Origin of the sequence: Hymenobacter aerophilus DSM 13606 (assembly GCF_000382225.1) — a bacterium.
Taxonomy (GTDB): domain Bacteria; phylum Bacteroidota; class Bacteroidia; order Cytophagales; family Hymenobacteraceae; genus Hymenobacter; species Hymenobacter aerophilus.
Window position 1 is genome coordinate 50804 of the sequence record NZ_KB907802.1, and the last position, 20466, is coordinate 71269.

Annotated in this window: 17 protein-coding genes, 1 tRNA gene and 1 pseudogene; 17 read left to right on the forward strand and 2 right to left on the reverse strand. The window is 60.7% G+C overall.

Annotated features, from left to right (window positions below):
- The first annotated feature begins 5 nt into the window (after positions 1–5).
- From H145_RS0102970 to rplT, 9 genes and pseudogenes are all read left to right on the forward strand, one after another.
- Positions 6–461, forward strand: a complete 456-nt coding sequence (locus H145_RS0102970) for a hypothetical protein (protein ID WP_019946651.1) — start codon at positions 6–8, stop codon at positions 459–461.
- The gene (locus H145_RS0102975) at positions 462–1067 is read left to right on the forward strand and encodes a PIN domain-containing protein (RefSeq protein ID WP_019946652.1); all 606 of its coding nucleotides are present in this window, start codon (positions 462–464) and stop codon (positions 1065–1067) included.
- Positions 1068–1154: 87 nt separating this feature from the next.
- Entirely contained in the window at positions 1155–4097 is a 2943-nt protein-coding gene (locus H145_RS0102980; protein WP_262489207.1) for a DNA gyrase/topoisomerase IV subunit A, read from the forward strand.
- Between the two features lie 160 nt (positions 4098–4257).
- Complete coding sequence (locus H145_RS0102985) at positions 4258–5178, forward strand: tetratricopeptide repeat protein (protein ID WP_019946654.1); 921 nt, start codon at positions 4258–4260, stop codon at positions 5176–5178.
- A gap of 45 nt (positions 5179–5223) precedes the next feature.
- On the forward strand, positions 5224–6342 hold the full coding sequence (locus H145_RS0102990) for a tetratricopeptide repeat protein (RefSeq protein ID WP_019946655.1): 1119 nt from the start codon (positions 5224–5226) through the stop codon (positions 6340–6342).
- Positions 6343–6557: 215 nt separating this feature from the next.
- Positions 6558–8507, forward strand: coding sequence for a threonine--tRNA ligase (gene thrS / locus H145_RS0103000; RefSeq protein ID WP_019946657.1), 1950 nt, complete (start codon positions 6558–6560; stop codon positions 8505–8507).
- Between the two features lie 201 nt (positions 8508–8708).
- A pseudogene (gene infC / locus H145_RS19695) lies at positions 8709–9266 on the forward strand (translation initiation factor IF-3); the annotation flags it as partial.
- Between the two features lie 236 nt (positions 9267–9502).
- Positions 9503–9697, forward strand: a complete 195-nt coding sequence (gene rpmI, locus H145_RS0103010) for a 50S ribosomal protein L35 (protein WP_019946659.1) — start codon at positions 9503–9505, stop codon at positions 9695–9697.
- A 164-nt stretch (positions 9698–9861) separates the two neighbouring features.
- Positions 9862–10206 carry a 50S ribosomal protein L20 gene (gene rplT / locus H145_RS0103015; protein ID WP_033425819.1) on the forward strand — a complete coding sequence of 115 codons (345 nt, stop codon included), beginning with the start codon at positions 9862–9864 and terminating at the stop codon, positions 10204–10206.
- A 108-nt stretch (positions 10207–10314) separates the two neighbouring features.
- Here rplT and H145_RS0103020 read toward each other — a convergent pair whose 3' ends face one another.
- Positions 10315–10740, reverse strand: a complete 426-nt coding sequence (locus tag H145_RS0103020) for a hypothetical protein (protein ID WP_019946661.1) — start codon at positions 10738–10740, stop codon at positions 10315–10317.
- A 188-nt stretch (positions 10741–10928) separates the two neighbouring features.
- Positions 10929–11002 (reverse strand) — tRNA-Met (locus tag H145_RS0103025).
- A gap of 136 nt (positions 11003–11138) precedes the next feature.
- Between H145_RS0103025 and H145_RS0103030 the strand changes: the two genes are divergently transcribed.
- The 8 genes from H145_RS0103030 to bshB1 all read left to right on the forward strand — a co-directional run bounded on the left by H145_RS0103030 (position 11139) and on the right by bshB1 (position 20267).
- The gene (locus H145_RS0103030) at positions 11139–11552 is read left to right on the forward strand and encodes an START-like domain-containing protein (protein ID WP_033425820.1); all 414 of its coding nucleotides are present in this window, start codon (positions 11139–11141) and stop codon (positions 11550–11552) included.
- Between the two features lie 114 nt (positions 11553–11666).
- Positions 11667–13100 carry an LptF/LptG family permease gene (locus tag H145_RS0103035; protein WP_019946663.1) on the forward strand — a complete coding sequence of 478 codons (1434 nt, stop codon included), beginning with the start codon at positions 11667–11669 and terminating at the stop codon, positions 13098–13100.
- A gap of 96 nt (positions 13101–13196) precedes the next feature.
- Positions 13197–13472, forward strand: coding sequence for a 30S ribosomal protein S15 (gene rpsO / locus H145_RS0103040; RefSeq protein ID WP_019946664.1), 276 nt, complete (start codon positions 13197–13199; stop codon positions 13470–13472).
- A gap of 196 nt (positions 13473–13668) precedes the next feature.
- Complete coding sequence (gene pnp / locus H145_RS0103045; RefSeq protein WP_019946665.1) at positions 13669–15828, forward strand: polyribonucleotide nucleotidyltransferase; 2160 nt, start codon at positions 13669–13671, stop codon at positions 15826–15828.
- A 144-nt stretch (positions 15829–15972) separates the two neighbouring features.
- Positions 15973–16836: a sigma-70 family RNA polymerase sigma factor gene (locus H145_RS0103050; RefSeq protein WP_019946666.1), complete on the forward strand. Its 864-nt coding sequence runs from the start codon at positions 15973–15975 to the stop codon at positions 16834–16836.
- A gap of 296 nt (positions 16837–17132) precedes the next feature.
- Positions 17133–18077, forward strand: coding sequence for a thioredoxin-disulfide reductase (trxB, locus tag H145_RS0103055; protein ID WP_019946667.1), 945 nt, complete (start codon positions 17133–17135; stop codon positions 18075–18077).
- A gap of 138 nt (positions 18078–18215) precedes the next feature.
- Positions 18216–19355, forward strand: a complete 1140-nt coding sequence (locus H145_RS0103060; protein ID WP_019946668.1) for a M23 family metallopeptidase — start codon at positions 18216–18218, stop codon at positions 19353–19355.
- Between the two features lie 192 nt (positions 19356–19547).
- Positions 19548–20267, forward strand: a complete 720-nt coding sequence (gene bshB1 / locus H145_RS0103065; RefSeq protein ID WP_019946669.1) for a bacillithiol biosynthesis deacetylase BshB1 — start codon at positions 19548–19550, stop codon at positions 20265–20267.
- Positions 20268–20466: the final 199 nt, after the last annotated feature.

The following is a 20466-nucleotide window of genomic DNA, read 5'->3' on the forward strand; positions in this document are numbered from 1 at the left end:
CTGCCATGACAGGCCTGTTTCCCCAACCCGATATCATCGTATATTCTGCCAGTCAGGAGCCCCGGCTGCTAGTTGAGGTGAAGGTGCGGCAGCCAGTCACCAATAGTACCGACTCAGAACACTGGCCTAGTGAAATCCGGCAGCAGTTTGGGCGGTTCGATTGCTACTTCCTGCTGGTTACACCGGAGCGGATGGCGCTTTTCCTGCCCGGCGACCCATCCGGCGGAAGTACTATGGTGTGGGCCGATTCTTCTTCTGTGCTACGAGAGCAACTGGATACGGAGAAATTCCCCTTGCAGCAACTAGATGGGCAACAACTGGTGTCGGTGGTGTATTCTTGGCTGATGTTCAGCCAATTTACTCCGGCCGAGGAGTTGCTGGCCGATCCGGCTCAGCAGTGGTTGGTAAACTCTGGACTGCACGAGGTTATTTTTCATGGCGATATTCAGCAGGCTGCTTGAATGAGGTACGTATTCGTAGAATCTAACTTCATCCTGGAGCTGGCTTTTCGACAGGAGGAGGCTACTGCCTGCGAGAAAATTATCGGTGCCGCTGAAGCTCGGGAAATTATGCTGGCAGTTCCCACGTATTGCCTGACTGAGGTATTCCAAACGCTGGGTTACCGTCGGCAGGAACGCCAGCGGGCCGAAGATTTTCTGCAGAAGGAAATAAAGCAGCATCTTCGGGAGCAAGGGGCTGTCGACGCCGAAATCAAGCAGCTTAGCACTGCCCTGCGGGAGTTGTTGATTTCCCGAACTGCCACGCAAACCTCCGCCTTGTTTGGCCTCGCTTCCCGGCTTACGCAACTAGCGCATATCATCCCATTAACGGCCGAAGTGTTGCAGGCCGCGCCGCGGGCTCAACAGCAACATTCGCTGACCGCTCAGGACGCCTTGGTTTACGCAACAGTTCGCCAAGGCTTGGCTGGGTTGGGTCCGGCTGAACACCTGTTTGTTTCCCGTAACAAAAACGACTTTCAAAAGGAGGCCTTACTTGCTGAGCTACGGGAGTTGAACTGTAGTTATATGAGCAGCTTTCAGGCCGTTGCCGGTAAACTAGGTTTGTAAGAGAGTAAGCGTAGAATCCTCCCGCTGCCACGTTGGCCGGGAGAGTGGTACAAGAACAAATAAGCGCGGCCCCGGGCCGCACCCCGTATGTCCGAAGAACTGAACCCCCAGGCTGCCCCGATGAACTCCGAAACCAACGCCGACGAGCCGCGCTACGCCGCCGGCGACTCGGTGGAGCTGGGCGGCGCCGACGCCACCGCAGTGGCCGATACCGAGGAAGTTTTAGCCGAGTCCGGCGCCGATGTGGAGGCTATTATTGAGGCCGAAGCTATTCCCGACGAGGAGCTGTCGGGGCAGGAAGAGGAGGAAGCCAAGTTTGCGCCCGGCGAAACCATTCACGACGTGGCCACGGTGCGCGGCATGTACCAGAACTGGTTTCTGGACTACGCCTCCTACGTGATTCTGGAGCGCGCCGTGCCCGCCATCGAAGACGGCCTCAAGCCCGTGCAGCGCCGCATTCTGCACGCCATGAAGGAGATGGACGACGGCCGCTTCAACAAGGTAGCCAACGTCATCGGCCAGACCATGCAGTACCACCCCCACGGCGACGCCAGCATCGGCGACGCCATGGTGAACCTGGGCCAGAAGGATTTGCTGATTGAAACTCAGGGCAATTGGGGCGACATCCGCACCGGCGACTCGGCCGCCGCGCCCCGCTACATCGAGGCCCGCCTGAGCAAGTTCGCCCTCGACGTGGTGTTCAACCCCGACATTACGGAGTGGCAGATGAGCTACGACGGCCGCAAGCGCGAGCCCACCACGCTACCCGTGAAGTTCCCGCTGCTACTGGCCCAGGGCGTGGAAGGCATTGCCGTGGGCTTGAGCACCAAAATTATGCCCCACAACTTCCGCGAGCTGTGCCAGGCCAGCGTGGCGGTGCTCAAGGGCAAGAGTTTCGAGCTGTTCCCGGATTTCTCGACTGGCGGGCTGGCCGACATCAGCAACTACCAGAGCGGGCAGCGGGGCGGCAAAATCCGGCTGCGGGCCACCATCGAGAAGGCCGACAAAACCATGCTCGTCATCCGCGACATTCCGTACGGCACCACCACCACGGCGCTCATGGAAAGCATCGTGAAGGCCTCGGAAGCCAACAAAATCAAGATTAAGAAGGTGGTCGACAACACGGCCGCCGAGGTGGAGGTGCAGGTGCACCTGCCGACCGGCGTGAGCCCCGACCTGACCATGGACGCGCTCTACGCCTTCACCGACTGCGAAATCAGCATCTCGCCCAACACCTGCGTTATTATTGAGGATAAGCCGCGCTTCGTGGCCGTGGAGGATATGCTGCGGCTGAGCACCCAGAAAACGGTGCGGCTGCTGGAGCGCGAGCTGGAAATCCGGCAGGACGAGCTGGGCGAAAAGTGGCACTCGGCTTCGCTGGAGAAGATTTTCATCGAAAACCGCATCTACCGCAAAATCGAGGAGTGCGAAACCTGGGACGAAATCCTGCTCACGATTGAAGGCGGCCTGAAGAAATTCACGCGGGTAGCCGGCGAGAAGGAAAAGGCCAACGACACGCGCATTCTGCTTTCCCGCGCCATCAGCGAGGACGACCTGACGCGGCTGACTGAAATCCGCATCAAGCGCATCAGCAAGTTCGACGGCTTCAAGGCCGATGAGCTGATTGCCCGCTTGGAAGCCGAACTGGCCGAAGTGGCCGACCACCTGGCCAACCTCACGCGCTACGCCATCGGCTACTTCGAGGGCCTGCTGAAAAAGTATGGCGCCGGCCGCGAGCGGCGCACCCAGCTGCGCACTTTCTCGGTGGTAACGGCCCAGAAAGTAGCCGTGGCCAACCAGAAGCTCTACGTGAACTACGCCGACGGTTTCGTGGGCTACGGCCTCAAAAAGGACGAGAAAGCCGTGGCCGTCACCGACTGCTCCGACCTCGACGACATCATCGCCATCCGTCGCGACGGCACGTTCATGGTCACGCGCATCGCCGAGAAAACCTTCGTCGGCAAAGACATTCTGCACGCCGGCGTGTACAACAAGAACGACGACCGGCTGGTGTACAACATGATTTATCAGGACGGTGCCTCGGGCATCAGCTTCGCCAAGCGCTTCCTGGTTTCGGGCATCACCCGCGACAAAACCTACGACCTGACCAAGGGCACCAAGGGCACCAAAACGCTCTACCTGACCGCCAACCCCAACTCCGAGTCGGAGCTGGTGGCCGTGCAGTTGGCCGATAAGGCGGTGGCGCGCGTTAAGCAGTTCGACTTCGACTTTGCCGACTTGGCCATCAAGGGCAAGGGCTCGATGGGCAACATCGTCACCAAGCAGCCCATCAAGAAAATAACCCAGAAAGCGCTGGGCGACTCGACGCTGGGCGGGCGCGAAATGTTCTTTGACAGCGTGGTGGGCCGCCTCAACCACGCCGGCCACGGCCGCTACCTGGGCGCCTTCGACACCGAGCACACGCTGCTGCGCGTGTTCAAGGATGGCAGCTACGACGTGCAGTCGCCCGACCTGGCGTTGCAGTTTGATATGGCCAACCTGCTGCTGCTGCGCAAGTTCGACGCCGGTACCGTGCTGAGCGCGGTGTACCTGGAGGGCGAGTCGAAAACGCACTACGTCAAGCGGTTCCAGATTGAAACCAGCACCCTCGACAAGCGCTTCTCCTTCCTGCCCGAAACCAAAGGCACTAAGCTGCTCGCCGTTACGGCTCATCCCGAGCCGGAAGTGGAAATCAAGCTGCAGCGCGACAAGAAGGCCGACAAGGAAACCGAGAAAATCCGCCTCCACGAGTTCATCGACGTGAAAGGCTGGAAGGCGCTGGGCAACAAGCTCAACTACTACAAGCTGCACGCCCTAACGCTGCTCACCGACGAAGGCCCCGAGCCCGAGCGCAAATCGGCCAAGAAAAAGCCCGCTCCGGCTGCCACGCCCGCCGCTGCCACCACCGACCCCAACGCGCCCCACGAGCCGCTGCCCGACCGCACCGACGAGTTCAACATCTCGGCCGATGAGGTGGCCCAGGCCCGGGCGGTGCTCAAAACGCCCAAGTCGCAGCTGAAGTTTTTTTAGGCAGCAAGCTCGGCAGAAGTCGGCCAGAAGCCGCAGGAGAAGGCCGCCCCAGACCGGGCGCAGCTTCCGCCTGCGGCTTTTGGCCGACCGCGCGTTTGGGCCGTATTGCGCAACTTTGCGTTAGTCGGGCAGATGCTGGCCGCCGGGCCGTTACGTACCTATGCTGATTTTTCGACTGCCGCTGATTCGCTGTGCTGTGCTGGGCCTGCTCCTGAACGGGGCCGGGCTGCTGGCGCCTGCCGCGGCGCAGGCCCAGATCCGAAGCAAGCGGGGCGCTGCCGAAAAAGTGGCGGCTGCGGCCGTGTTGGCGCCGCCCTGCGGGGCACCGCCGGCCAGCGCCGCCGGGCAGGCCCAACTGGCCGAAGCCGCGGAGCTGCTGAAAAACTACCGCGAATCGGAAGCGCTGGGCCGCTACGAGCGGGTGCTGGCCCAGGCGCCGGCCACCTACGAAGCCCTGTGGCGGGCGGCCGTGCTGAGTGTGCGCGTCGGCAACCGCTACACCGACGAAAGCCGCCGGTTTGCCTACTACGCCGCTGCCCGCCTCTACGCCAACCGCGCCCTGGTGGTGTGCCCCGAGGGCGCCGAGGGTCATTACGCCGCCGCCCAGGTGCTGGCCGCCGAGGCGCCGCTACGGCCGTTGCGCAGCCGCCTGCTGGCCTACCGCGAAATGCGCCCCCACGTGTACCAGGCCACCGAAATGCGCCCCGACTGGGCCGAGGCCTGGCAGCAGCTGGGCCGCTGGCACTACCGCGTCGACCACTATAGCCTGCCCGAGCGCCTGTACAGCCGGCTGTTTCTGGGGGGCGTACCGGCGGGCGGCAGCACGTTGCTGGCCATCGAGGCTCTGCGCCGGGCCTACGAGCTGGAGCCGCAGCGCATCGAAGTAGCCTACGACCTGGCGCGGGTGTACCTCAACCGCAGCCAGTACACCCGCGCCCGGCAGGTGCTGCAGGCGGCTCTGCAGCTGACGCCCGTAACGGCCGAAGAACTGGTTATCAACCGTCGCTGCCAGAAGCTGCTCGAAAAAGTTGTTCGGCGCCAGAACCGCCAGCTGCCGCGCCTGTCGCGGCTGCTGCGCTGAGCGGCAGGCCGTATCTTTGCCGTCTCACTCATATAGTCCGTAGCCGTGCCGGTTTTTCGTTTTTGGGGGTTTGCCAGCCTGTGGGGCGCTGCCCTGCTGAGCGGCTGCTCCGAGCCCGCCCCGGCCCGGCCCGATACCATGATCGACCTGCGCACCGTGGCCAGCGGCCCGCGCGTGCAGGCCGACGAACTCGATGGCGCCATTGCCCGCCAGCCGCGCAATGCCTCACTCTACGCCCGTCGGGCTGCGTTCCGCCTCGATGCCGGCCAGACCGACGCGGCCCTGCGCGACATCAACCAGGCCCTCTCGCTCGATGATGCGCCGGGCCAGTTCTACTTCACCAAGGCCCGCGCTTTGCGCGCCCAGGGGTTCATCAAAGCCGCCCTCGAAGCCACCGACCAGGCCGCCCGCCGTGGCTTCGCCTCGCCCGAGCTCAACCTGCTGGTAGGGGAGATGCACCTGGCCTCGCGCCGCTACCAGGACGCCCTCGACCAGCTCGACCGGGCCCTGCAGCAGGAACCCGACCTGGCGGCGGCCCTCTTCTACAAGGGTCTGGCCTTCGTGGGGCTGAATGATACGGTGCAGGCCCTCGACTACCTGCGCGCCAGCGTGGCCCGCGCCCCCCGCGAGCCCGAAATCCTGCATCAGCTGGCCTTTTTGTCGAATGCTTACCGCCGGCCCGACCAGGCGGCCGTGTACGCTGCCCGGGGCCTGAAGCTGGATTCGACTTACGCCCCGCTCTGGTACGATTACGGCCGCCAGTTCGAGCTGCAGAACCAGCCCGGGCCGGCGCTCAGCAGCTACGCCCGCGTCGTGCAGCTCGATTCTACCTTCTACCGGGCCGATTACCGGCTGGGGCTGGCCGCCTACAAGGCCCGCCGCTACGCGCAGGCCGTGCCGCACCTGCAGCGGGCTCTGCGCCGCGCGCCGCGCCTGCCCGATGCCCGCTCCATGCTGGCCGAAAGCTTCGAAAGCCAGGGCCGCTGGGCCGAAGCCGCCGACCAGTACCGCCTGCTGGTAGCCGAGAACCCGGGCAACCGCCGCTGGACCTATAAAGTCTGGAAAGTAGGCAACCGTGCCCGCGGCATCATTGTCGATGAAACTCCCCGCCCCGCACCCGTGGAAGCCATCGAACCGCTCGATTTATTCAAGCCGGGGCTGTGATTTGGCGATGTGGTGGGAAGCCTGTCATCCTGAGCGCAGCGAAGGACCTATACGGAAGGTATTACCGGCTGTTAGCTTCTGTATAGGTCCTTCGCTGCGCTCAGGATGACGACTAAAACCCCATCCACCCACCAAATCACCACGTCACCAAATCGCCAAATCACCTTAACTTGCGGCTTCACGGCTGTTTGTATAGCCATTACGCTCCCTTTTTTATGTTGAATATCACCCTCCCTGACGGCTCGGTGCGCCAGTTTGTAGATGGCGCCACGGGCTACGACGTGGCCGCCGCTATCAGCGAAGGCCTGGCCCGCAACGCTGTGGGCGTGCGCGTCGATGGCGAAGTGCGCGACCTGCACCGCCCCATTGAGCACGACGCCCAGGTGGCCATCCTGACCTGGAACGACGCTGATGGCAAGATGGCCTTCTGGCACTCCTCGGCCCACGTGCTGGCCGAAGCCCTCGAAGCGCTGTACCCCGGCGTGAAGCTGGGCATCGGGCCGGCCATTGAAAACGGCTTCTACTACGACATCGACCTGGGCGAAGGCCGGACAATTTCCAGCGAGGACTTCCCCGAAATCGAGAAGAAAATGCTGGAGCTGGCCCGCCAGAAAAGCAAGTTCGAGCGCCGCGCCGTGAGCAAAGCCGACGCCGTGGCCTACTTCACCGAGAAGGCCGACCCCTACAAGCTGGATTTGCTGGAGCGCCTCGACGACGGCTCCATCACGTTCTACCAGCAGGGCAACTTCGTGGACCTCTGCCGCGGCCCGCACCTGCCCGATACGGCCAACATCAAGGCCGTGAAGCTGCTGAACGTGGCCGGCGCCTACTGGCGCGGCGACGAGAAGAACAAGCAGCTCACGCGCATCTACGGCATCACCTTCCCCAAAGCCAAGGAGCTGACCGAATACCTCGAAAAGCTGGAGGAAGCCAAGCGCCGCGACCACCGCAAGCTGGGCAAGGAGCTGGAGTTGTTTGCCTTTTCGGAGAAAGTAGGCGCGGGGCTGCCGCTGTGGCTGCCCAAGGGCACTATGCTGCGCGAAAAGCTCGAGCAGTTTCTGCGCCGCGCCCAAATTAAGGCCGGCTACCAGCCCGTGGTGACGCCCCACATCGGTGCCAAGGAGCTGTACGTAACCAGCGGCCACTACGAGAAGTACGGGGCCGATTCGTTTCAGCCCATCAAGACGCCGAACCCGGGCGAGGAGTTCTTCCTCAAGCCCATGAACTGCCCCCACCACTGCGAAATCTACAAGACCAAGCCCCGCAGCTACCGCGACCTGCCGGTGCGCCTGGCCGAGTTCGGCACGGTGTACCGCTACGAGCAGAGCGGCGAGCTGCACGGCCTGACGCGGGTGCGCGGCTTCACCCAGGACGACGCCCACATCTTCTGCCGGCCCGATCAAGTAAAGGAAGAGTTCACTAAGGTTATCGACTTAGTACTCTACGTGTTCCGGGTACTGGGATTCGAGGACTTCACGGCTCAGATTTCGCTGCGCGACCCCGAGAACAAAGCCAAGTACATCGGCTCGGATGAGAACTGGGACAAGGCCGAGCAGGCCATCATCGAGTCGGCCGCCGAGAAGGGCCTGACGACGGTGACGGAGCTGGGCGAGGCCGCCTTCTACGGCCCCAAGCTCGACTTCATGGTGCGCGACGCGCTGGGCCGTAAGTGGCAGCTGGGCACGGTGCAGGTCGACTACAATTTGCCCGAGCGCTTCGACCTGGAGTACGTGGCCCCCGACAATTCCCGCCAGCGCCCCGTCATGATTCACCGCGCCCCGTTTGGCTCGCTGGAACGTTTCGTGGCCGTGCTCATTGAGCATTGCGCCGGCAACTTCCCGCTGTGGCTCTCGCCCGAGCAGTTTGCCGTGCTGCCCATCTCGGAGAAATACCACGACTACGCCCAGCAGGTATACGACCAGCTAAACGCGGCCGACCTGCGTGGCACCGTTGACCACCGCGACGAGAAAATCGGCCGCAAAATCCGCGACGCGGAAGTGTCGAAGGTGCCCTATATGCTGATTGTGGGCGAGAAGGAGCAGGAAAACGGCATCGTATCGGTGCGCAAGCACGGCGAGGGCGACGTGGGCTCGATGCCCATTGCCGCGTTCATCAAAAGCTTCGAAACGCAGGTAGCCGCCATGATGGACGGCGCGGCCGTATAGACTGTATAACCCGGGCCGGCCATTGGTCGGCCCCCGGTTGTATGCCCGGATTCCCCGCCTTCTGAGGCCTTTTTTTATATAGGTTTTAGTGAGGATTTGGAAAAAATGCCGGATATTTGCCCGCTAGCTGAACGCATCGGCCTTGGTTGATGTGGTATAAGCTCTAGTCAAAATCGACTTTCACCTTAAGGAGAAACCGCCATAGCTACCCCTAACCGCCGCTATATCCCTCGCGCCCAGGTCGAGGAGCCGTTTAAAATCAACCGCAAGATTACGGCCCGTGAAGTGCGCCTCGTTGGCGACAACGTGGAGCAAGGCATCTATTCCACCGACCAGGCCCTGCGCATGGCGCAGGACCAAAACCTGGACCTGGTAGAGATTTCGCCCACCGCCACGCCGCCCGTGTGCAGGGTTATCGACTACTCGAAATTCAAGTACGAGCAGAAGAAAAAGACCCGTGAGCTGAAGGCCAAGCAGACCAAGGTTGTCATCAAGGAAATCCGTTTCGGACCCAACACCGACGACCACGACTTCGCTTTCAAGCTCAAGCACGCCCAGGAATTCCTGAAGGAAGGCGCCAAAATCAAGGCATACGTCCACTTTGTGGGTCGGAGCATCGTTTTCAAAGAGCGGGGTGAAATCCTGCTGCTCAAGTTTGCCCAGGCCCTCGAGGATCTGGCCAAGGTAGAGCAGCTGCCCAAGCTCGAAGGCAAGCGCATGTTCCTGTACCTGGCTCCGAAAGTGGTAGCGCCGCCCAAAAAGGCCGCTGCTCCCAAGGAAGCCGGCAAAGAGGGCAAGCCCGCCGCCGACAAGGCCAAAGCTGCTAAACCCGCGGCCGAAGCTGCGGCAGAAACTGCTGAGAAGGCGCCGACCGAAACTCAGATTGCCGATCAGGGCGCCGAATAATGCTTTTACTCCGGGCTCGGCCCGTTTTCGCTGGCGCACCGGCCCTAGGCAGCCGACCGCCGCATCTTTCACCTTTTTCTACCACCACAATGCCGAAAATGAAGACCAAGTCCGGCGCCAAAAAGCGTTTTACGCTGACCGGCACGGGCAAAATCAAGCGTAAGCACGCCTTCAAAAGCCACATCTTGACCAAGAAAACCACCAAGCAGAAGCGTAACCTTACGCACGTAACGCTGGTTTCTTCGGCCGACATGAACCGCGTAAAGGACATGCTGAATATGTAATTAGTAATTAAGAATTAGTAATGGTCAGTTCTCAACTCAATTGAGCCCAACGATAATTCTTAATTACTAATTGTTAATTCTTAATTAAACCAAAACCAGGCGTCCGGTAGGAACCTAAGCTGCGGCAGTCAGTCCGCCGCCGGCCGCCAAAAACAACCCAGGTTATGCCAAGAAGTGTCAACCACGCGGCCTCGCGCCACCGTCGGAAAAAAGTAATGCGTTTGGCGAAAGGCTACTACGGCCGTCGCAAAAACGTGTGGACCGTTGCCAAAAACGCCGTCGAGAAAGGCCTGCTGTACGCCTACCGCGACCGGAAAGTGAAGAAGCGCGAGTTCCGCGCCCTCTGGATTCAGCGTATCAACGCCGGTGCCCGCGAGCACGGCCTGTCGTATTCGCAGTTCATGGGCGGCCTGAAGAAGGCCGGCATCGAGCTCAACCGCAAAGTGCTGGCTGACCTCGCCCTGAACCATCCCGAGGCCTTCAAAGGCATCGTAGAAAAAATGAAGTAGCCGTTCGCGGTTATTTCTCACAAAAAGCGGCTGCCCCGAAAGGAGCAGCCGCTTTTTTGTGGCCTTTGGTGAAAGCCGTTGCGGGCTGGTACCGCGCCGAGTCAATCGTTAGACTTTAGCGTTCTGGGCCTGCATCTCGCGCAGCCAGGCCACGGCATCGTCCAGCGTATCGAACAGCTGCAGCTGCAGGTGCGAGCCTACGCGCAGGTGCATATCCTCGACGGAGGCCTGCCCGAACACGCCGGGGGCCAGAATGTGGGCGTAGTAGACCATGCCGGCGGCCAGGGCCTGCGGAATCCAGACTTGCTCCAGCCAGTCGTTGGCGTGCTTCCAGGAGCCGAGCAGGTGGCGGTTGTCGGTGAGCAGGTAGGGGCAGTGGCTCTGCCTGATGATGTCGAGGATGCCGTAGGAACCCTGCTGGATGTAATCCATCGTCAGCAGCCCCTGCCAGTCATTGTAAATCCAGTTGTTTTGCTGGTCGAACTCAGTAGTCAGGAAGGGGGAACCCGTGGAGTTCAGGAATTGCTGCCGCATGGAGTCAAAAGAGGAAATTTCTCGCTCAAGCTCCTATTTATTTAGACTAACGGATTCAATCAGTCGACAAGTGGCGCTTTTGGCAAAGCCGGGGCTCGACTGTACCGACGAAGCGGGGTGAGGGCAAAGCGAAGTCAGCGGAAAGCAAAAAAACCGCGCCGGATAGTATCCGACGCGGTTTTTAGGTGTAGCGGGAACGAGAGTTGAACTCGTGACCTCAGGGTTATGAATCCTGTGCTCTAACCAACTGAGCTATCCCGCCCTGTTTTGGTGGTGCAAAGGTAGGCACAAGTTTTGAAGCGGCGCAAGAGGGGAAGGAAAAAAAACCCGCGTATATTGGCTGCCGTCGGCGAAGCCGCAGGGCGCTCCGGCCCTAATTTCTTTACACTGTTCTGCTTATGTCCCTTTCCGCTACTCGTCAGAAACACCGTTTTTCGGTGGAATTTCCCATTAATGCCTCGCCCAAGATTCTGTACCCGTATCTGGCCACGGCTTCGGGGCTCGAACAATGGTTTTGCCAGCGGGTGCAGGTCGAAGGCTCCCAGCACTTCAACTTTGTGTGGGACAACCAGCCCCACTACGCCGAAATGAGCTCGCACCGCACCAACCGCTCGGTGCGCTTCTGCTTCCTCGACGAACGCCGCCAGTCGGTGCCCGATGCCAACTACCTCGATTTTCAGGTGGAGGAGTCGCAGCTTACTCAAGAGGTGTACCTGCGGGTGGTGGACTACTCGGAGGAAACCGACGAGGAGGAGCTGGAGGAAATGTGGGCCGGCCTGATTCAGAAACTGCGCGAGCAGGTGGGCGGCTAAGCCCGCTTCCGGGCCCGGCAGGAGGGGAGCAGACGCGAAACGAGCCGTATCTTCGTTTCCCGTTTGCTCCCTTCGTTTTTGGTCTGCCGGGCCGAGAGCAGCCGGCTGTTTTCTATGAAAAAACTCGATAAGCTGATTTTACAGGCCTTTGCCGGGCCGTTTCTGCTCACGTTTGCCGTGGTGCAGTTCATCTTCCTGATGCAGTTCATGATGAAATACATGGACGATCTGGTGGGCAAAGACCTGGGCCTGGGCGTGATTCTGCAGCTGCTGTTCTTCTTCAGCGTGCTGATTGTGCCCATTTCGCTGCCGCTGGCCGTGCTGCTTTCCTCGCTGATGACCTTTGGCACGCTGGGCGAGCACCACGAGCTGACGGCCATCAAAACGGCCGGTATTTCGCTTACGCGCATTCTGCGGCCGGTGCTGCTGGTGAGCGTGCTGCTGGCCGGCGGCGCGTTCTGGTTCAACAACACCATTGTGCCCATGGCCAACCTGGAGGCGTTTAGTCTGCTTTGGGATGTGCGCCAGCAGAAACTGGCCCTCGACATCCGCGAAGGCGTGTTCTACAACGGCATTCCGGGCTTCACCATCAAGGTGGATGAAAAGCAGGGCGAAAACGGCGACATTCTGCGGGGCGTGATGATTTACGACCACACCGGCGGGCGCGGCGGCAGCACCGTGATTCTGGCCGACTCGGGCCGCATGTTTACGCGCTTCGGGGGGCAGTACCTGGGCCTGGAGCTGTTCCGGGGGCGCTCCTACACCGAGCAGCCCAACACCCAGAGCACGGCCGGCGCCAGCTTTATCCGCCAGAACTTCGACCAGAACCTGATTACGTTCTCGCTGAAGTCGTTCGGCCTCGACCGCACTCAGAAGGAGCTGTTCAACACCAACAAGATGATGCTCAACCTGGGCCAGCTCGGGCACTACACCGACTCGCTCCAGAACCGCCTTAACAAGGAGCGCCACCAGCTCGTGCGCCAGTTGACGCCCTACTACACTTACCTGCGCCTCGATACGCTGGGCCAGGCCGCCGACCGCCGGGTAGCGGGCTGGGAAGTGCCGGCCACCCGCCTCGCGCCTGTCACGCTGGCCACCGCCCAGCAGGCCACCAACCGCGCCCGCAACGTGCAGTCGTTTCTGATGACCACCGATGAGCGCCTGGCTAACCTGACCAAGGAAACGGCCAACTACCGCATCGAGGTTTTCCGCAAATACACGCAGTCGGCCGCCATTCTGCTCATGTTTCTGATTGGGGCGCCGCTGGGGGCCATCATCAAAAAGGGCGGGCTGGGAGTGCCGATTCTGGTGTCCATCGTGTTTTTCATCATCTACTACGTCTTCTCGATTATGGGCGAGAAATACGGCCGCGAGCAGGTGATGCCGGTGGCCGTGGGCATGTGGATGTCGGGCGCCATTTTGCTGCCCATCGGCCTGTTCTTTCTCTACCAGGCCCGCCACGACTCGGGTTTGCTCGATGTGAACTGGGGCCGGCTGGTGCCCCGCTGGCTGCGCTGGCCGTTGCGGGGCTATAAGAAAGCGGTGTAGGTTCCCCGCATTAAATGCTTACCTTTGCGCTCACTCCGAAGTGCGGGGTGAATTTTTTTCTTTTTTTTAATCCAAGACGGGGCAACCTATCTGCCGATGCAACTGACTACCGAAGCAAAACAGGCCATTTTCGAGAAGAATAGCCTGCAGAAATCCTCCAACGACACTGGCTCGGCCGAGTCGCAAATTGGGCTGTTCACGCACCGCATTGCGCACCTGACCGAGCACCTGAAGGTGAACAAGAAGGATTTCTCGACCCGTTTGGGTCTTCTCAAACTCGTAGGTAAGCGTCGTCGCATGTTGGACTACCTCATGCAGCGCGACATCAACCGCTACCGCGCGATTATCAAGGAACTGGGCCTGCGTAAGTAAGCCCGCTTTCCCGGAGCAGGGAGCCTTTCAATTCTGGAAGGTTCCCTGCTCTTTTTTTGTACTAAGCCGGCCGCATCATTCCGCCGGTTTTGTTGTTTACCCTCCGATTCTTCTTTTTCCAGAGCAAAGCCGGGCCATTGCCGGTCTGGTTTTTTTGGCTGCTCGCCCGCTGCACGCTTTCCCTTAAAGCACCCCGATGCCCAACTACCACGCCATTACCAAGCACATCACCCTGCCCGACGGTCGGCAGATTTCCCTCGAAACCGGCAAGCTGGCCAAATTCGCCGACGGCGCCGTAGTGGTGCGCCTCGGCGACGCCATGCTGCTGGCTACGGTCGTGTCGCAGCCCAGCTCGCGCGGCGAGGTGGACTTTTTGCCCCTTTCGGTTGATTACCAGGAGAAGTTCGGTGGCGCCGGCAACATCCCTGGCTCGTTCCAGCGCCGCGAAGGCCGCCTGTCCGACGCCGAAATCCTGGTTTGCCGCATCGTCGACCGGATTCTGCGCCCCATGTTCCCCAAGGATTATCACTACGAGGTGCAGGTGATGATTACGCTGATTTCGGCCGACAAAACCGTGCAGCCTGATGCGCTGGCCGCTTTGGCCGCCTCGGCCGCCCTCTCGATTTCCGATATCCCGTTCGCCGGCCCTATCTCGGAAGTTCGCGTGGCCCGCATCGATGGCAAGCTGCAAATCAACCCCCTCACCGCCGATATTGCCCGCGCCGACATCGACCTGATTGTGGGTGCCACGGCCGATTCGGTGGCCATGGTGGAAGGCGAGATGAACGAGGTGAGCGAGGAGGAAATGGTGGAAGCCATTGCCTACGCCCACGAGGCCATCAAGGAGCAGGTGCGCGTGCAGCAGGAGCTGGCTGCCGAAGTGGAGAAGTCGAAAGTAAAGCGCGACTACCCCAAGTACGTTGAGAACGAGGAGCTGAAAAAGCACATCAACGACGCCGTATACCAGGGCGCCTACGACGTGGCCAAGTCGGGCAACACCAGCAAGGCCGGCCGCAAAGACGCCTTTGCCGCCATCCGCAAGCCGCTGCTGGAGAAGATGCTCGAAGAAAACCCCGACCTCGACCAGAAGATGTTCGGCCGCTACTACAGCTCGGCCGAGAAAAAGGGCATCCGCGACATGATGATCAAGGAGCGCACCCGCCTCGATGGCCGCAAGCTCACCGAAATCCGTCCCATCTGGAGCGAAATCAACTACCTGCCCGGTGCGCACGGCTCGGCCTTGTTCACCCGCGGCGAAACCCAGTCGCTGACCACCGTGGCTCTCGGTACCAAGCTCGACGAGCAGATTATCGACACGGCCATGAGCTCGGGCTACAGCAAGTTTATGCTACACTACAACTTCCCGGCCTTCTCGACCGGCGAGGTGAAGCCCAACCGCGGCCCCGGCCGCCGCGAAATCGGCCACGGCAACCTGGCGCTGCGCTCGTTGAAGAAGGTGATGCCGTCGGATGACGAGAATCCCTACACCGTGCGCATTGTGTCGGACATTCTGGAGTCGAACGGCTCGTCGTCGATGGCCACGGTGTGCGCCGGTTCGATGGCACTGATGGACGCCGGTATTCCGGTTCGGGCGGCCGTTTCGGGCATTGCCATGGGCCTCGTACAAGACAAGGAAACCGGCGAGTACGCCGTGCTGAGCGACATTCTGGGCGATGAGGACCACCTCGGCGACATGGACTTCAAGGTAACCGGCACCGAGAAAGGCATCGTGGCCTGCCAGATGGACATCAAAATCCAGGGGCTGAGCGCCGAGATTATGACCGCCGCGCTGCACCAGGCCCGCGAAGGCCGCCTGCATATTCTGCGCGAAATGGCCAAGACCATCAGCCAGCCGGCCGCCGAACTGAAGCCGCATACGCCCCGCTCGCACAAGATGCTGATTGACAAGGAGTACATTGGCGCCGTAATCGGACCCGGTGGCAAGGTTATCCAGCAGATTCAGAAGGACACCAACGCCACGGTAATTATCGAGGAGAAGGACGAGAAGGGCCATGTGAGCATCTACGCTTCCAACCAGGAAGACATGCAGGCTGCCATCGACCGCATCAACGCCATTGCCGCCACGCCCGAGGTGGGCGAGACCTACAAGGGCAAGGTGCGCAGCATTCAGCCCTACGGCGCCTTCGTGGAAATCATGCCGGGCAAAGACGGGCTGTTGCACATTTCGGAGGTGTCGCACGAGCGGCTCGCTTCGCTGGAAGGTGTGCTGGAAGTGGGGCAGGAGATTGACGTGAAACTGCTTGACATCGACAAGAAAACCGGCAAATACCGCCTCTCGCGGAAGGTGCTCATGGCCAAGCCCGAGCGTGCGGCCGACTCGAACGGCGCGGCCTAATCCGGCCTTCGGCGAACTTTAGCGGGTACCGGGCCGTTGCATTAAACTGAGCCCGGTGCCCGTTGAACGGGCGGATTCGCCCGACGAATCAAAATCGACGTTAACAAGCACAAGCATTCATCATTTCATTCTCTCGCGCCCGCAATGAGACAGTTAAAAATCAGCAAGCAGATTACCAACCGCGAAAGCCAGTCGCTGGACAAATACCTCCAGGAGATTGGCAAAGTGGACCTGCTGACCCCCGACGAGGAGGTAACGCTGGCGCAACGCATCCGGGAAGGCGACCAGCTGGCGCTGGAAAAACTGACCAAAGCCAACCTGCGCTTCGTGGTGTCGGTGGCCAAGCAGTACCAGAACCAGGGCCTGAGCCTAGGCGACCTCATCAACGAGGGCAACCTCGGCCTGATTAAAGCCGCCAAGCGCTTCGACGAAACCCGGGGCTTCAAATTCATTTCCTACGCCGTTTGGTGGATTCGCCAGTCGATTCTGCAGGCTTTGGCCGAGCAGTCGCGCATCGTGCGCCTGCCCCTGAACCGGGTTGGCTCGCTGAACAAAATCAGCAAGTCGTTCTCGGAGCTGGAGCAGAAATTTGAGCGCGAGCCCTCACCCGAGGAAATTGCCGAAGTGCTCGAGCTGACCACCTCGGAAGTGGTGGACACGCTCAAGATTTCGGGCCGCCACGTGTCGGTAGATGCGCCGTTTGTGCAGGGCGAGGAAAACCGCCTGCTCGACGTACTCGAAAACGAGGACGAGGAGAGCCCCGACATGGGCCTGATGAACGACTCGCTCCGCAAGGAAGTGCAGCGCGCCCTGAGCACGCTCACCAAGCGCGAAGCCGACGTTATCACGCTCTACTTTGGCCTGAACGGGGAACACTCGCTCACGCTGGAGGAAATCGGCGAGAAGTTCAACCTGACCCGCGAGCGGGTGCGGCAAATCAAGGAGAAGGCCATCCGCCGTCTCCGCCACACCTCGCGTAGCAAAGCGCTGAAACCTTATCTGGGGTAGTTTTTCTACTCCTGCAGCAACGAACCCTGACCCGCTGGTTGGGGTTTTTTGTTGGTGAGCCCGCCTGTCATCCTGAGCTTGCGAAGGACCTTATCCCGCCAGAGCAAATGGTTACCAAGGCCGGCCTAGTGTTATAAGGTCCTTCGTCGCCGCTCAATTCGCGGAATGCTCAGGATGACAGGCGGGTTCAGGCCGCTTACTTTTCCAAACAACCCAACCGGCCGGGCTTGTTACCTTTGTAGTCCCAACTTCAACCCATTCCGGCGCGGGCCCGCCCTGCCGCCGCTACGCATTATATGGCTTCTACCACTGCTGAGCACATTCACTGCCTGATTATCGGCTCCGGTCCGGCCGGCTACACCGCCGCCATCTACGCCGCCCGTGCGGGCCTCAAACCCGTTATGTACCAGGGCCTGCAGCCCGGCGGCCAGCTCACCATCACCAACGACGTGGAGAACTTCCCCGGCTACCCCGACGGCGTGATGGGCCCCGAAATGATGGAGGATTTGAAAAAGCAGGCCGAGCGCTTCGGCACCGATATCCGCTACGGCATTGCCACGGCGGTCGACTTTGAGGCCCACCCGCGCCGCATCACCATCGACGAAAAGCTGGAACTGACCGCCGACACCGTCATTATTGCCACCGGCGCGTCGGCCAAGTGGCTGGGGCTGCCCTCCGAGCAGCGCCTGAACGGCTCGGGCGTATCGGCCTGCGCCGTGTGCGACGGGTTCTTCTACCGCGGTAAGGAGGTGGCTATTGTGGGCGCCGGCGACACGGCCGCCGAGGAGGCCACCTACCTGGCCAACCTATGCTCGAAAGTGTACATGATTGTGCGCAAGGGCGAGATGAAGGCCTCGAAAATCATGCAGAAGCGGGTGCTCGACAACCCCAAGATTGAGGTGCTCTGGAACACGGTAACCGACGAAATCCTGGGCGAGCACGCCGTGGAGGCCGTGCGGGTGAAGAACGTAGTGGAGGGCACGACCCGCGAGATTCCGATTCATGGTTTCTTTGTGGCTATCGGCCACGAGCCCAACTCCAAAATCTTCCAGCCCTACCTGCACCACGACGAGCAGGGCTACCTGAAAACGTTGCCCGGCACCAGCAAAACCAACATCGACGGCGTATTTGCCTGCGGCGACGTGCAGGACTTCACCTACCGCCAGGCCGTAACGGCCGCCGGCACCGGCTGCATGGCCGCCCTCGACGCCGAGCGCTACCTGGCCGCCCTGGGCGACTAAGCGGTGAGGTGGTGAAATGGTGAGATGGTGAGTTGATGTTCGCATTGACTTTGCCGCGCCGTTCGCGCCTTTAGGCCAATTGAACGTCAAACTCACCATTTCACCATTTCACTATTTCACCATCTCATTCCATTGCTCTTGCTGAATTTTGCGAAACATTGGCTGCTGCCGCTGCTACTGCTCGGGCTGTTTTTAGGCTTGCCCGGCCAGCTGCTGGCCCAGCGGCGCAAGCCGACTCCAGCCAAACCCAAAGCCGGCGAGTCCGGCAAGCGGAAGGACTTTTTCCGCATCAAAACGCCCACCATCCGCTACGTGCGGCCCGACACCACGGTGCTCATCCAGACCGAGGAGCTGCCCGACGATAACTCTGAAGCCGCCAAGTCCATCTTCTTCAACCCGGCCCGCAAGCTTTCCATCGTGAGCGAAGACACGACTTCGCTTAACGAGGGCGAGCAGCACATTGTGGAGGTGAAGGAGCAGGTGCAGATTGACTCCAGCTGGATTCAGGTGGCCGGCTACTACGCCATCTGGGACACCCAGAACATCAACCCTTACCGGGTCGATGGCCGCCGCATCAAGGACACGCTCAACCTGCGGCTCACCGAGCCCGAGAAGGAGCGCTACGCCAAAATGCCGCTTACCAAAACGCCCATCACCTCCGGCTTCGGCTTCCGGGGCTACCGCTGGCACTACGGCACCGACCTCGACCTGGAAACCGGCGACTCGGTGAAAACGGCCTTTGATGGCGTGGTGCGCCTGGTGAAGTGGGACGGCGGCGGCTACGGCAACTACATCCTAGTGCGCCACTACAACGGCATCGAAACGCTTTACGGCCACCTGCAGAAGGCGCTGGTTACGCCCGGTACCTTCGTAAAGGCCGGCGAGCTGATTGGCCGGGGGGGCAGCACGGGCCGCAGCAGCGGCTCGCACCTGCACTTCGAGGTGCGCTACGAGGGCAACCCCATCAACCCCATCGAGCTTTACGACTTCCCCGATTACAAGCTCATCAAGGACAACTTCCAGATTACGGCCGCCCTGTTCGACTACTACAGTAAGTCGCTCCGCTATCGGGGCGGCAGCGTGCCGGGCGCAGCCAGCCGTAGCAGTAGCAGCCACGGCCGGCCCACGCAGGCCCGCAAGGTGGTTACGCACAAAATCCGGAGCGGCGAAACCCTGTCGGGCATTGCCCAGAAGTATGGGGTTTCGCAGGCCCAGCTGCGCCGCCTCAACGGCAACGTTGGCACGCTGCGCATCGGCCGCATGCTGCGCATTAAGTAGGTTTTAGGGCTTAGTTGTTAGAGCTTAGAGAGGACGTCATTCAGAGCGCAGCGAAGAATCTCGCTCGGCTGACGGCAACGACTTTTGTTCAACGATAACACGCGAGATTCTTCGCTGCGCTTTGAATGACGTCCTCTCTAAGCTCTAACAACTAAACCCTAACAACTAAGCCCTAACCCCTGACCCCACCTAATGAAACTTGATGTACTGGCCCTTGGGGCGCACCCCGACGATGTGGAAATGTCGTGCTCCGGCACGTTGCTGGCGGCCGCGGCGGCGGGCAAAACGATTGGTATCGTCGATTTCACCCGCGGCGAACTGGGCACCCGCGGCACACCCCAAACGCGGGCCGAGGAGTCGGAGCGAGCCAACCTCATTCTGGGAATAGATGTGCGCGAGAATCTGGGCATGGCCGACGGCTTCTTCCGCAACGACCGGGAGCACCAGCTTATTCTGGTGGCCGCCCTGCGCCGCTACCAGCCCGATGTGGTGCTCTGCAACGCCATCCACGACCGGCACCCCGACCACGGCCGCGCCGCCCAACTGGCCACCGACGCCTGCTTCCTGAGTGGCCTGCGCATGATTGAAACGCTGGGCGAGGACGGCCAGCCCCAGGCCCCGTGGCGCCCGCGCGTGGTGTACCACTACATCCAGGACCGCCAGATTGCCCCCGATTTCGTGGTGGACATTACGGCCCACTGGCCCAAGAAGTGGGAATCTATCCAGGCCTACAAAACCCAGTTTCACGACCCCAACAGCCAGGAACCGGCTACTTACCTCTCCACGCCCGCCTTCAGCGACTTCATGGAAGCCCGGGCCCGCGAGTTCGGCCACCTGATTGGCGCCGAATACGGTGAAGGCTTCACCCGTGAGCGGCCAATCGGCGTGCGCGAAGTCACGGAGTTGATTTAGTCAGCCAATCAGTAGTATCACGGGGGAGGACCTATATGAGAGGCCTCCCCTTGTTAAACTGATTAGCTGATTTCGAAATCACGTACTGGCCCTTTCGTGGCTGGCTGGTACCGAAAGTTACTATAGTTTCGGAAAAGGTGGTAAAGATAAAGTTGGTGGGAACGTAGAGGAGAAATCAATTTAAAAACTTGACGGATAC